Origin of the sequence: Psychrobacter sp. TWP2-1-2, from assembly GCF_049896785.1 — a bacterium.
In the GTDB taxonomy this organism is placed as follows: domain Bacteria; phylum Pseudomonadota; class Gammaproteobacteria; order Pseudomonadales; family Moraxellaceae; genus Psychrobacter.
This window is the reverse complement of the sequence record NZ_JAFCVA010000005.1, coordinates 173,369-186,578: the sequence shown is the minus strand read 5'-3', so window position 1 is coordinate 186,578 and position 13,210 is coordinate 173,369. Positions and strand designations below refer to the sequence as shown.

11 protein-coding genes are annotated in these 13,210 nt (G+C 42.4%); 7 read left to right on the top strand and 4 right to left on the bottom strand.

The features are described from left to right. The first annotated feature begins 83 nt into the window (after positions 1 to 83). Positions 84 to 566 (top strand): hypothetical protein, encoded by a 483-nt coding sequence (locus ACP7AE_RS06850; protein WP_426242127.1) that lies wholly within the window; start codon positions 84 to 86, stop codon positions 564 to 566. Positions 567 to 603: 37 nt separating this feature from the next. On the opposite strand, the gene ACP7AE_RS06845 is transcribed toward ACP7AE_RS06850, so the two are convergent. Beyond that, a complete protein-coding gene (locus ACP7AE_RS06845) occupies positions 604 to 978 on the bottom strand; it encodes a 5-carboxymethyl-2-hydroxymuconate Delta-isomerase (RefSeq protein WP_201604352.1) in 375 nt (124 codons plus the stop codon). Between the two features lie 107 nt (positions 979 to 1,085). Next, the gene (ybaK, locus tag ACP7AE_RS06840) at positions 1,086 to 1,574 is read right to left on the bottom strand and encodes a Cys-tRNA(Pro) deacylase (protein ID WP_193008472.1); all 489 of its coding nucleotides are present in this window, start codon (positions 1,572 to 1,574) and stop codon (positions 1,086 to 1,088) included. Between the two features lie 258 nt (positions 1,575 to 1,832). Between ybaK and plsB the strand changes: the two genes are divergently transcribed. Beyond that, positions 1,833 to 4,616 (top strand): glycerol-3-phosphate 1-O-acyltransferase PlsB, encoded by a 2,784-nt coding sequence (gene plsB / locus ACP7AE_RS06835; protein WP_426242124.1) that lies wholly within the window; start codon positions 1,833 to 1,835, stop codon positions 4,614 to 4,616. Between the two features lie 146 nt (positions 4,617 to 4,762). On the opposite strand, the gene ettA is transcribed toward plsB, so the two are convergent. After that, on the bottom strand, positions 4,763 to 6,424 hold the full coding sequence (gene ettA / locus ACP7AE_RS06830) for an energy-dependent translational throttle protein EttA (protein ID WP_045443195.1): 1,662 nt from the start codon (positions 6,422 to 6,424) through the stop codon (positions 4,763 to 4,765). A 437-nt stretch (positions 6,425 to 6,861) separates the two neighbouring features. Here ettA and ACP7AE_RS06825 point away from each other — a divergent pair, with 437 nt between their 5' ends. The 4 genes from ACP7AE_RS06825 (at position 6,862) to ACP7AE_RS06810 (ending at position 10,770) form a co-directional block, all read left to right on the top strand. Next, positions 6,862 to 8,085 (top strand): flavin reductase family protein, encoded by a 1,224-nt coding sequence (locus ACP7AE_RS06825; protein WP_426242122.1) that lies wholly within the window; start codon positions 6,862 to 6,864, stop codon positions 8,083 to 8,085. 150 nt (positions 8,086 to 8,235) lie between these two features. Then, a complete protein-coding gene (locus tag ACP7AE_RS06820; protein ID WP_426242120.1) occupies positions 8,236 to 9,585 on the top strand; it encodes a fatty acid desaturase family protein in 1,350 nt (449 codons plus the stop codon). 222 nt (positions 9,586 to 9,807) lie between these two features. Next, positions 9,808 to 10,101, top strand: coding sequence for a GNAT family N-acetyltransferase (locus tag ACP7AE_RS06815; RefSeq protein ID WP_055123631.1), 294 nt, complete (start codon positions 9,808 to 9,810; stop codon positions 10,099 to 10,101). A 375-nt stretch (positions 10,102 to 10,476) separates the two neighbouring features. Next, positions 10,477 to 10,770, top strand: coding sequence for a 4a-hydroxytetrahydrobiopterin dehydratase (locus ACP7AE_RS06810; RefSeq protein WP_055123632.1), 294 nt, complete (start codon positions 10,477 to 10,479; stop codon positions 10,768 to 10,770). A gap of 119 nt (positions 10,771 to 10,889) precedes the next feature. On the opposite strand, the gene ACP7AE_RS06805 is transcribed toward ACP7AE_RS06810, so the two are convergent. Continuing rightward, positions 10,890 to 11,045, bottom strand: coding sequence for a DUF1328 domain-containing protein (locus ACP7AE_RS06805; protein ID WP_021814049.1), 156 nt, complete (start codon positions 11,043 to 11,045; stop codon positions 10,890 to 10,892). Positions 11,046 to 11,605: 560 nt separating this feature from the next. Between ACP7AE_RS06805 and ACP7AE_RS06800 the strand changes: the two genes are divergently transcribed. Further along, the gene (locus ACP7AE_RS06800; RefSeq protein WP_201539444.1) at positions 11,606 to 12,898 is read left to right on the top strand and encodes a saccharopine dehydrogenase family protein; all 1,293 of its coding nucleotides are present in this window, start codon (positions 11,606 to 11,608) and stop codon (positions 12,896 to 12,898) included. Positions 12,899 to 13,210 lie beyond the last annotated feature (312 nt).

Below are 13,210 nucleotides of genomic sequence, written 5' to 3'. Positions count from 1 at the left end.
AGCCTATCGATAATAAATATACATCATAGATGAGGGTTAATGAGTAACTCATTATAGATAAATGGCCATTTTAGGAGCCAATCATGTTATCCATTGATTATCAAAAAACTTCCTTAGCCTCATTATCTATACGAGTGCTACTGCTCAGTACAGCACTGATCAGTTTTAGCGCAACTAGTGCTACGGAGCTGGCTAAAAATCCTGACACTCCTATTAAATTTGCCAAAGGCACGATCAGTAGCACGATCACTGGCAAATTAAATCCCAATGAAGATGAGCGCTGGTATCGCTTTGATGCCACCAGCTGGCAATATGCCGTTATTAATATTGCACCACTTACTGGTACGCCTGAGACAGCCAATGTCGGCGTATTACATATGCCAAACGGTACGCAAGATGGCAGCAAAGGCGGTATCGTGTATCAAGGCTGCCTACCCGCAACCGGAAAATATCGCTTACGTATTGCCCGCAATTTGATGGCGACTGAAGGCAAAACGGCTGGTTATAAGGTTGAGATAATGATATTACCCACGTATGCCAGTAAATCGCTATGTGAGTACTTATAACGATTGATGAATCATCGTTTCGGACGATATCAGCATTTTAGCTACCCAGCATTTTTTTATGATACACCGCGCTAATTTCTTCAACTTCCACACATATCTGTAAGGCTGCTCGCCCTGATTGCTCTGCGCCTATCTCCTGCTCTATCGCCGTCACCAGCAGCCCTGCTAGCTGATTACGAATCACCATGTCACGACCAGTCATTAGTTTTAGATGCGCATAAATAAAGCCATACGCCTGCTCATCATCTTCAACGCCTACCAAAAATGTCTCAATAGGTACGATCCGTGCTTTAATATCAGTCGGCGTGCCAAAGTGCCCACTGTCCCATAACGCTTTATTTAAGGCTTTAAGCAATGATTCTTCATGAGCAATACTGACATTGGGCGTCATTTGAATGGTTAGATGTGGCATGAATATGTCCTTATAAAATATGAGTGAGGGAGTAAAATATTAGCCATCGTTTCAGGATTGATTGAACAGCCCGTTAGCGGCAACGATTTTTAGTCATCAGTAACTTTTTAGTCATCAATAATAGTACTAAAGCAAGCAGCAAGGGTCTCAGCTAGTTGCGCTGGTGGCAGCTCAATCTCTAAACCACGGCGACCACCGCTGACATAAATCGTTGTCTGCTCTGCAGCCGAGCTGTCTATGATAGTCGGCAAGCGCTTTTTTTGTCCCAATGGGCTGACGCCGCCTAGCACATAGCCCGTACTACGCTCTACCTGCTTAGGATCCGCCATTTGCACTTTTTTGCAGGTCAGCAATTTATTCGAAGATAGCGCCTTAGCCGTTTTTTTAAAGTTTAACGTTTTATCCACGGGTAAGATAGCAACAGCAAGCGCGCCAGTCTCTGTCGACACTACCAAGGTTTTGAACACTTGTGACACATCCACGCCTAGCTTTTCTGCCGCCTCTAAGCCAAAAGAGGCGGCATTACTGTCATGGACATAGTCGTGTAGTTGATAGTTCAAAGCGCGTTGTTTGGCAAGATTAATCGCTGGTGTCATAATATTTCAGCTTATATCAATGATATTAATGGGTAGATTTAAACATAATTACTCTATAGTGACTCTTGGTTGTCGCCGAACCATTATTGCGCTAAATACATTAACTTTCAATTATTTGAGCTTATTAAGAGCGGCTTAACTCACTATATAGTAACCAGACCGTATTAATATTAGCAGTATATACAGACACTATATATCGCTTTGATGGCTTTTATGGCATCATAAGCGCAACATATTTGACTATTTTTGATACTGATTATGATACCGAAGTTCTTAAAAAAACGGATTTTTAAAGCGCCAGTCACAACCGACAGCGCTTCTAATACTGACGTCAATCCAATCGCCCCCAAGCCTTATTCCAATGCACCGATTAATCAAATTTATCGCAAGCTATCGGGGCAGCTACTCGATGTCGCTGTTAAACCTAAGTTATTGGGTGAATTACCTGAGTTCGATACAGACGATCAAACGCTAAGATTTTATGTGTTGCAAGATTACTCGCGCTCCAACAGTATTTTGATTGACCTGCAGACGCAAGAGCACAACTTACCGCCAGCATTGGTTGGGGTACATGATGCCGCCCATAATATCAAAGAAAACGCAGCCATCATATTTTTGAACCATCCAAGCGCCAAAGACAGCAAATTATCACCGCGCCTGTCACGTTTGGTGTCTGCTGTTTTGCAACATCCAGAGCTAAAAGTACGTTTGGTGCCCGTCTCTATTTTATGGGGACGCGCCCCAGAAAAAGAGGACTCACTGTTTAAACTGCTGACCGCTGACAACTGGCAAGACCCTAGCATCACCAAGCAGCTCTTTAATATCGGAGTAATGGGACGTGACACCTTTGTACAGTTCCATCCACCTCAAGATCTACGTACCCTTATCAATGATAGCCTTAAAGGCGATGAAGAAGGGTTTTCTATTTTTGATTCGCTAGCTACTGATTCAAAAGAGAACTTTATAAAAGAAAGCTCTGTAAAAGACAGCAATTTAGACATCACGAGTAGCGTGGGCGATGCTGACGAAGCACCAAACTATGCTTTGGTAGCGACCGCTGACAGCAATCGTGAGCTGGTACGTATGCTACAGCAGCGGCTTACGGTTTATTTAGACAAGCAGCGTGCCAGTATGCTCGGTCCTGATTTATCAGACAGACGCAACTTAGTAGATAAGCTGGTGTATTCACCAGCTATCAAACATGCGATAGAGGCAGAAGCCGTAGAATCCGGTATCAGTGTACGTGAAGCCCGTGTCTTGGCTAAAGGTTATGCCAATGAGATGGTCAATGATTATTCACATTCCATCGTGCGCGGTTTTTATAAGTTTTTAACGTGGTTATGGACGCAACTCTATGATGGCGTAGAAGTCCATCATTTCGAGCGCGTACGTGAGCTTGCGACTGACTATGAGCTGGTTTATGTGCCTTGTCACCGTAGCCATGTCGATTACCTATTGCTATCTTACGTCATCTACAAGCGCGGTCTGAGCATTCCTTATGTCGCTGCTGGTGACAACCTAGATGTACCCGTATTAGGTCCATTATTACGCGGCGCGGTTGCCTTTTATATACGTCGTAGCTTTCGTGGCAATGCACTTTATACTGCCGTCCTCCGCGAATATATGCACACCCTTATTACGCGTAACACACCGATTGAATACTTTATCGAGGGTGGTCGCTCGCGTTCAGGACGTTTATTACCACCGAAAATGGGCATGCTAGCAATGACAGTGCACAGTCAATTACGTCATTCTGAGAAGCCAGTGGTTTTCATTCCGACTTATATCGGTTATGAGCGTATTATGGAAGGTGGCACCTATGTTGGTGAGCTAAAAGGCAAGCCAAAAGAATCTGAATCTTTACTAGGCTTACTCAAAGTTGGTCGTAAAATTGAGCGTATCTTTGGTAATGTACATCTAAGCTTTGGCACACCACTACATCTTAGCGACTTTATGACAAAATTCGATGTGCCAGCCAATAGCTTGCCGACGGATCGCACCGATACCCCGCTCGATGATAAAGCCAGCGCGATGGTCGATAACATCGGCGTCAAAATCATGCAGCACATCAATAAGGCGGCGGTTGTGACGCCCGTTTCGTTATTATCATTGGTATTATTATCAGCGCCTAAAGCAGCTTTAGATGAAGAAATCTGCCGTGAGCAAATTGCCCTCTATCAAGGTCTTGCTCAGCAGTTGTCCTACTCAGATGATACCGTCATTACAGATATGAGTCCGCAGCAAATCATTGATTATGGTATCAAGCTAAAGCTCATTGAACGTACACCGCATATCTTAGGCGACATCATTCAGATTGCCGGCAAGCAAGCGGCATTGCTCAGTTATTTCCGTAATAACATTCTTCATGTCTTTATTCTACTGTCTTTTTTAGCCGCCTTAGTAGCGCGTAACGGTCGTATCGAACGTAGTCGTTTGGACAATATTGCTAAGCAACTCTATCCATTTTTACAAAGCGAGCTGTTCTTATATTACCCAGCACATGGCTTGGCTGATACCCTGAACAAAAAAGTCGACAGCCTACTCTCGCATGGTCTAATTGTCGAATTGAGCGATGGCGTACTCAGCGTCCCTGAGTCAAACAGCAAATGCTATCAGCAGCTGCAAGTGCTAGCGACGCCTGTCGGACAGAGCCTTGAGCGTTACTTTATGACGCTTGCTCTACTCGCCCAGCAAGGCTCAGGCAATCTAACCGAAAGCGAAGTCGTTGATCTGTGTCATCTGCTGGGTCAGCGCTTATCTGTACTATATGCAGATGATATTCCTGATTTCTTTGACCGCGCCTTATTCACCAGCTTCATCAGTGCCTTGACTCGTCTCGATTACTTGCAAAAAGATGATGAAACTGGCGTATTGACCTTCGATCATCGTATCAATGATATTGCTCGTCATGCTAAGTACGTGCTAACGCCTGACATGATGCAGATTTTGCAGCAAGTCGCCAGCTTAGATGAAGAAGAAATTACTCATGCGATTACTGAGATTAGTAATAAAAAGCAGCGTAAATTTGGGCGTAAGCGTTAATTTGTAACCAGCTATAATATTTAATGAGCTAAACTGAATATATCGAGCAAAAAAAGACCTCTAATTGATTAGAGGTCTTTTTTTATCTTTAAATTTGAAATTTCTAAGTAGCTGTTTTTTTAACAACTACTTTTTAAATAACAGTCCTAGGTTGAAATCTTTTTATATTTCATACGCTTAGGAGTGGCAGCATCACCCATCGTCTTTTTGCGATACGTTTCAAACTCAGAATAGTTACCATCGAACCAAACTGGGCCTTCATCTTCGAACGCCAAGATATGAGTCGCGATACGGTCAAGGAACCAGCGATCATGCGAGACGACCATGACCGTACCTGGGAAGACCTGAATCGCATCCTCTAGCGCACGTAAGGTTTCGATATCCAAATCGTTTGACGGTTCATCGAGTAGCAGTACGTTTGCGCCCTGCTTCAATGTCTTCGCTAGCTGTAAGCGGTTACGCTCACCGCCAGACAATTGACCGACGTGCTTTTGCTGATCTGAGCCTTTGAAGTTAAAGCGACCGATATAAGCGCGACTTGGCGTGGTGTAATCGCCAACCGTAATAATATCAAGACCGTCAGACACTTCTTCCCAAACGGTTTTGCTGTCATCTAAGTTATCACGTACCTGACCAACATAAGCGACTTTGACACTTTCGCCCAAATCGACTGAACCGGTATCTGGCGTATCACGCTCAGTAATCATGTTAAACAGTGTGGTTTTACCCGCACCATTTGGACCGATGATACCGACAATAGCACCAGCTGGCACGTTAAAGCTTAAGTTTTCATAAAGCAGACGATCACCAAATGATTTGGAGATGTTATTCACTTCAATGACTTTATTACCTAAACGTGGACCGGGCGGAATATAAATTTCAGCTGTCTCATTACGCTGTTGGAACTCTGTTGAGTTCAACTCTTCAAAGCGCTGTACACGAGATTTAGACTTGGCTTGTTGACCTTTTTGGTTTTTGCGAATCCAATCAAGCTCTTTTTTCAGCGCTTTAGCAAATGACTCTTCTTGCTTATTCTGCTGCTCTAAACGGGTGTTCTTTTGCTCTAACCACTCAGTATAGTTGCCTTCATACGGATAACCATGGCCACGATCTAGCTCCAAAATCCACTGAGCGACGTTGTCTAGGAAATATCTATCATGGGTAATGGCAACGATTGTACCGCTGTAGTTCTGTAAGAACTGCTCTAGCCATGCAACAGATTCGGCGTCCAAATGGTTGGTTGGTTCGTCAAGTAACAGCATATCAGGGCGTGACAATAGCAAACGGCATAGTGCCACACGGCGTTTTTCACCACCAGACAGCTTACTAACATCCGCATCCCAAGGTGGCAGACGTAGGGCATCAGCCGCTTTTTCTAACTGAGTATTTAAGTTATGGGCATCCCACGCTTGAATGATGTCTTCCATCTTGCCTTGTTCTTCAGCAAGCTTATCAAAGTCAGCATCAGGCTCAGCATATTCAGCATAAATGGCATCTAAACGTGCGAGCGCATCTAAGGCTTCACGCATACCGTCTTCGACGTTACCACGTACGTCTTTGCTGTCGTCAAGCTGTGGTTCCTGCGGCAAATAACCAATTTTGGTGCCAGTTTGCGCGCGTGCTTCACCACTAAATTCAGTATCCACGCCCGCCATAATGCGTAGCAAGGTTGATTTACCTGAACCATTGATACCTAGGACACCGATTTTGGCACCTGGGAAAAATGATAAGTTAATATTTTTTAAAATTTCACGCTTAGGCGGAACAAGTTTTGACACGTTGTTCATCGTGTAAATATATTGAGCCATTAACACTCCGATAGACTGCATAAAAGAGGCAAGCGAATCATACTTGGCAATGATGCCAAGCGTGCTGCACCTCAAAATCAGGGTTACAAATTATAAGCCATTATCGCATTGTGGCGCATACCCTGCAAGCCAACAGATTGTTTTAACGATTGTTTTACGGCTTTTGTCACAGAGTACTCAGCTTTCTAGCTAAAAGCGGTAACGAAACCTACTCTCGAACCGTTTCGCTTAACATTCTGACTTATAACTGTTTTATAAAGACCACAAAAAATTGCATCAAAACTTTCGCAAATTTAATCAATAGCCGTTAGCATGTTAGGATAGCTTAACAGATTCAGTCGACCTGACCTAAGTGATATCCGCTAAATTGGCGCACAGGTGAACACAATATTTATGATGTCAATCATTTTGATAGTATTAACAAAGGTACTGATAATATGACCAACGGCTATCGCCCTGAAATGATTCAACATGCATTTATCGATTTTATTGGATCACACTTACAGCTGTTTTGGTCTTTCACTGTCCCAAAGCTGCGCCTCGTTGCGCGGTATACCCTTAGCGATGACTTAATAGCGCTCAGATTTGAGACTAATCATGCTTTTCGACGGCAATTACTGGGTTCGCAACGTGGTTGGCAGGGTGGTCAACATCTTAACTTAAGCGTTCTTATTGAAGGTGTGTATCATCAGCGCAGCTATTCATTATTAGGTTTAGCGCACCAACCGCTCTGGTGGCACGACGTTACTATTGGCAACAGTATTAATAGTGGCGCTCGCAAAAATCAACCACCTTACCTTGCGATTACCATTGCTATTAAGCCACAAGGCTTGGTTTCGGATTATTTAACCAAACATATGGCACTTGGCAGTGTCATCAACAGTAGTGTTCCCAGTGGCTCTTTCACTTTGGCACAAACATCTATAACGGTACAGACAAAATCTGCTGCTGAAAAATCTGCTTCTTTATTATTTATCGCGGGTGGCAGTGGTATTACGCCCATGTTAGGACTCATCACGCAAGCACTGGACAACGGACATCAGGTGACGTTGCTATATTACAGTCGCACTGAAATGCTCCCGTTCAAAAACCAATGGCAACAACTGAGCACAGCATATCCAGCTTTCACCTATCATCTGGTCAATACCGAGAAAGCTGATACTTATTTGGCGGGCAAGCGACATTTGAGCGTAGACAGTTTGTTGGCATTAAACCTACCGCTAGCAGATACGCAAATATTTGCATGCGGGTCACAGGCTCTGTTGACTGGCTTATATAAAGCAGCGGCGAAGGTAACCTTACCGCACAATAAAAACCTGCGCGATAATATCATTGTAGAAAACTTTGGTCATGCGTTGCCTGATTTCAATTTTGATAACAAACAGGCGCTCGATAGAAAAAAACACGCAGCACAACACACTGTTTATTTACGGGCGAGGCAACGGCAGTTTGACAGTAGCACGACATTATTGAATGCTGCAGAGGATGCAGGAATTCGCTTAGCGCACGGTTGTAGACAAGGTATCTGCCAGTTGTGTCGCTGCAATAAAGTCAGCGGTGTGGTCAAAAACATTCATACAGGAAAAATGAGCAGTGATGGTTATGAATCTATTCAAACTTGCATCAACATTGCCATGACTGATGTGGTGCTAGATATTTAGCAACACGGTGATAAAAATAAATACTCATAACGGCTCGTAAGATAGAAACACAGCCTGCTGTTACCTTATAGCCTACGGTAAAAAACTTAAACAACTTATTGAACCGAACCCAGTACCGACTCTCCGTACCATTTCGGTTAAGGATTATCTATGCGCTTGCTACCACCCGTCACTACTGCACAATCTGCTTTACCCGTTTTGACCACACTAACTGATGCAAAACAGCAGAAAGCAAAGCAGTTGACTCGCTACCCAACGTTGACAGGAGCGCCCTTACCAAAGGCGCAATCTGATGCCCTCGCTCATGAATTAAATGTGCTTTACCGAAGCGTGATGGATTCGTTAGGTAGCGATGACGCACGATACATTAAACGAGTGTATGCCGCAGTAGTCTATAGTGAGATGACAGCGCGTGGCTTACTGGCAGCGGCTGGATGCATGCAGTCAAAACGTAAAATAGTCGCGACTTGGCTATTGGGTACCTCACTACTGAGTCTCAGCAAAATTCTAAATAATATGGAACTTGGGCATAATGTCATGCATGGTCAGTATGACTGGATGCAGCACCCGTATCTCAATAGCCAAAAGTTTGATTGGGATATTGTCTGTCCTGCCCCCTTGTGGCAACACTCTCATAATTACTTGCATCATAATTTTACCAATATCGTTGGTCGTGACCACGACGTTGGCTATCACTTAATTCGCGTGACTGATGAGCAACCTTGGACGCCAAGCGACCGCCATAATATGTTTAAAACGGCGATATTGGCTCTAGGTTTTGAGTGGGCTGTCGCCTTTCATGACATTCAAATCAGTGTCGACGAATATGCAGACTCCCCTAATCGACACCAAACCATGCAACAGAAATCTCGCGCATTATTTGCCAAAATCGCTCGGCAAGTAGGCAAAGATCATATTGTGCTACCCACGTTAGCAGGGCTGACATTAGGTCGAAGTAGTGCTATGACGACACTGAGCGGTAATGTTACTGCCAATATCGCTCGTAATCTGTGGACATGGGCGGTGATATTCTGTGGACACTTTACCGAACAAGCACACATCTATACCCATCTCGATGCCGATGAGACTAAAGGCGACTGGTATGTGCGTCAAATTCTTGGCTCCAGCAATATTCAGGGCAGTAAGCTGTTTCACATTTTGACGGGTAATTTATCGCATCAAATCGAGCACCATATTTTCCCTGATATGCCAGCCAGTCACTATGCTCGTATCGCACCACAATTACAGGCGATATGTCGCAGGTACAATCTACCCTATAATACTGGGCGCTTTGGTACACAATTCCGGCAAATGCTGGGACGTATCCGCCACTTTAGCAAGCCAAGTGCTGAAGAATGGCAGTCTTATTTACATTCACAAACTACGTCAATCGCTGAAACAAATCATGCCGTAACAGAAAGACCAAAAGAGCTGCCCGCTATACGTGGATTAGGTAAATATCTTCCCCCTGTCATGCGCCAAGCCTTATTTTATGCTTGATGTGCAGCTCATATGGAGACCACTGGTCGACCCCTTTAGTCTTAACATTTACTCTATCGACTCTTACGCTAAAGAACTATAAATGTGAATCGAAAGGACTCACACTTTAGTGAACAATCTATTTGGTCATTCAAGCTCTTTTCATTTAAAAATACGCTTGATCCATACTAAAAAAAACCAATAATATTTAATGATAATAATCAATAATAACGGAGAATATCCATGAAAAATCAAGACTCTGAACAAAACCTAACCATCACCCATGATGAACAGGCTAAACGCTTTGAGACCTCTATTGACGGTCATACTGGCTATATTAGCTATCAAGAGCGTGACGATACATTAGTGTATGATCATACTATCGTACCTCAGGAGCTAGGCGGGCGCGGTATTGGCTCAGCATTGGTCAAGCATGCCCTCAACTATGCTCGTGAACAGAATAAAAAAGTGATACCACAGTGCTCATTTGTCTCGTCATATATCAGCAAACATCCTGATTACCAAGACTTGCTATAGTCCACTCTTTAGCAATAAGCCATAGAAAATGCAGTATGCTAATAAGCGTCATAATTTCTTTAGAAATGTTTTAAGCATTTATTATGGTTCAGCTTGGCCAATAAAAATGGAACGTTAATACGCTACTACCCTCCTATTTATTTGCTATCTGCCCTCGTATATTTATCTTCGAATATATGGCAAGATAGCAAATATAGGCGGGTTTTCTGACCTATAATGGCAATAGAACAAAAGGTCTTTACAGTGATGTAATAGCGTCAATGATACAACTGAAAAAGAAGATTGAAGTTTCGTACAATAGCTTTGACAGCTACAATGTAGTGCCTGATATAGTTTTTAATAAACCAAACCAACATAATAATAAAGGTGATTAATATGAGTAGTTTATCTGATAAGCAAGTAAATTTGCAGCTAGAAGAATTGCCCGGTTGGCAGCGCGAGGGCAATGCTATCGTAAAAACATATCACTTTAGCGATTTCATCGAAGCCATAAGCTTTATGAATCAAGCAGCGTTCCATGCCGAAGCGCTCGAGCATCATCCCGAATGGCGCAACACTTATAACGTGGTAGAGGTACGCTTGACTACTGGCGATACCGGCGGTATTACTAGCCATGATATTCGTCTGGCTAAACGGATGGAACACATAGTCCAGCCGAAACGTTTATAGTAATGTGTTTTTTTATAATGTTTATAAAAATTTTTCATTAGTAAATACATTATTAAATACCAAAAAAAAGTCCTCAATTGAGGACTTTTTTTTGGTATTTAACAATCTACAGGTATTAATTACATCTTGCGGCTTACAAATGCCACAATAAATAAAATAACAGCGACTGCTAAGAAAATATATGCCAAATTAGCAGACAATCCTGCGACACCGCCAAAACCCAATAAACTTGCTAACAGTGCGATCACGGCAAAAATAATAGCCCAGCGAAACATAACCTTCTCCTTAAAAATTATTATTAGAAAACCAGATATTTAGATTGATGCAATGGACAAGTATTAATAAGAAATAACTACTATTATTAATGAGTACCTTGCTCTCTCTAAGATTCCTTTTTCTTTACTTGTTGTTTTTTTGATATTTATTAATTTTTTAACCATTAATACTGCTTACGACCATAGATTAGCAATATTTATCTTTAGAAAACGTTCATTTTGGTAATGATATCGGTAGGTTATGTAACCTTTGTAGCAAATCTTAACATCGAACCTTTTTTTCATCCCTTTATGGGAGTTATGTGTATAGATGGTTAGTTATCACTTAGCCATCAACATTTTCATCATATAATCTGCTATAAACAGTAACTTACAAGTCATTTTTACTGGTCAAAAATACTTTAATATATCTTTGTCAGGCAGATATAAATCTGAGTCATGACTTATATAGATAATATGATTTCTATCAAAAAAAATCAGACTTCAAATTCTGACTGTTAAATGGCAATAAATTTTAAACGTCACACGACTCATCAAAATAGCTATTAAGGATAATAAATATGGATACCAATACTAATACGGATACCTCAAACAATACACAACAGCGCAGCGATGAAAAGCGTCCTTACGCGGTCGTCTTATATGGTGCAACCAGCTTTGTTGGTCAAATCACAGCACACTATTTAACAGAGTTTTTATCTAATACTAAAGACAAAGATGGCGCCGATGTCACGTGGGCGATTGCTGGGCGTGATGAAGCAAAACTGAACGACTTGCAATCTAAACTTGGCAGCACTGTCGATATTATTCTTGCTAATAGTGACGATGCGGATAGCCTTGATGAGATGACCAAACAAACCCAAGTCATCATTTCAACCGTCGGTCCTTATCTTAAATACGGTGAGCCGCTGATCAAATCTTGTACCACTCATGGGACAGATTATGTCGACCTCACTGGTGAAGCTATCTTTATCAAAGATATGATGGACAAGTATCAGGACGCGGCAAAGCAAAGCGGCGCTCGTATTGTCAACTCGTGTGGCTTTGATTCGATTCCATCGGATTTGGGCGTCTACTTTACCCAAACCCAAGCAGAAGAGAAATTTGGTCGCGCCTGCGATGTGATTCATATGCGTGTCAAAGCGGCGAAAGGCGGTCTATCAGGTGGCACCATTGCCTCGATGGCGACTATTTTTGAGGAAGTCGGAAAGGACAAGTCACGTCGTAAGCAGGTAGCAAATCCTTATCTACTCAATGATGATAAAGATGCGCCAAACGTGCGCCAAGCTAATGTCAGTAAGCCAGAATACGATAGTAAGCACAAACGCTGGCTTGCGCCTTTTGTCATGGCTAGCATCAATACCCGTATCGTGCATCGCACCAACCAATTGCTTAACTATGAATATGGTCGTGACTTTAAATATGACGAAGCAATGTGGATGCAAGATGGTGTAAAAGGTCAATTATCAAGCTATGCAATGAGCGCCGGCTTGTTTGGATTTGCCACTGCTATGATGGTCAAACCGAGCCGTGAATTATTAGCTAAGCACGTGCTACCCAAGTCAGGTTCTGGTCCGTCTGCAGAAGAGCAAGCAAACGGCTACTTTGACATTCGCCTCTTTGGAGAAACGGCTAATAAAGACACCATCAATACGAAAGTAACGGGTGATAAAGATCCAGGTTACGGCAGTACCTCGCGTATGCTAGCGCAAGCAGCGTTATGCTTAGCACAAGATATCAGCAAAGAAGAAATTGGTGGTGGTTTTTGGACGCCAGCCTCTGCCATGGGTAAGCATCTACTAGCGCGTTTAGAAGAGCATGCGGGTCTTAGTTTTGAAGTTGTCGATTCGTAAGATGACCCATTTATAAATCGAAGCAATCTACTTCTTAATATCTAAGTAATGACCGTATCTTAGCAACGAGATACGGTTTTTTATTGCCTATTTTTTCTCATTATTCACATTGCAATCTTTTGAGCGATTGTTAATAAATAATAATAACGTGATTCTTTGGTAAATGATATTGCCACTTCTTGCCTTTTTAATACATTAAGCTACACATTTCTAGAGTAATGTCACAGCCATATTGCAGTGAATGACGTAGGATAAAAAACTTAGGATAAAAGAAGTTAGGCAATTTTTTATCCCATATTTTTTTACTACATA

Coding starts and splice junctions, on each gene's coding strand:
- ACP7AE_RS06845 (WP_201604352.1), bottom strand. CDS start 978: ATGCCACATCTAACCATTCAAATGACGCCCAATGTCAGTATTGCTCAT.
- ACP7AE_RS06800 (WP_201539444.1), top strand. CDS start 11,606: ATGGATACCAATACTAATACGGATACCTCAAACAATACACAACAGCGC.
- ACP7AE_RS06810 (WP_055123632.1), top strand. CDS start 10,477: ATGAGTAGTTTATCTGATAAGCAAGTAAATTTGCAGCTAGAAGAATTG.
- ACP7AE_RS06825 (WP_426242122.1), top strand. CDS start 6,862: ATGACCAACGGCTATCGCCCTGAAATGATTCAACATGCATTTATCGAT.
- ettA (WP_045443195.1), bottom strand. CDS start 6,424: ATGGCTCAATATATTTACACGATGAACAACGTGTCAAAACTTGTTCCG.
- plsB (WP_426242124.1), top strand. CDS start 1,833: ATGATACCGAAGTTCTTAAAAAAACGGATTTTTAAAGCGCCAGTCACA.
- ACP7AE_RS06805 (WP_021814049.1), bottom strand. CDS start 11,045: ATGTTTCGCTGGGCTATTATTTTTGCCGTGATCGCACTGTTAGCAAGT.
- ybaK (WP_193008472.1), bottom strand. CDS start 1,574: ATGACACCAGCGATTAATCTTGCCAAACAACGCGCTTTGAACTATCAA.
- ACP7AE_RS06815 (WP_055123631.1), top strand. CDS start 9,808: ATGAAAAATCAAGACTCTGAACAAAACCTAACCATCACCCATGATGAA.
- ACP7AE_RS06820 (WP_426242120.1), top strand. CDS start 8,236: ATGCGCTTGCTACCACCCGTCACTACTGCACAATCTGCTTTACCCGTT.
- ACP7AE_RS06850 (WP_426242127.1), top strand. CDS start 84: ATGTTATCCATTGATTATCAAAAAACTTCCTTAGCCTCATTATCTATA.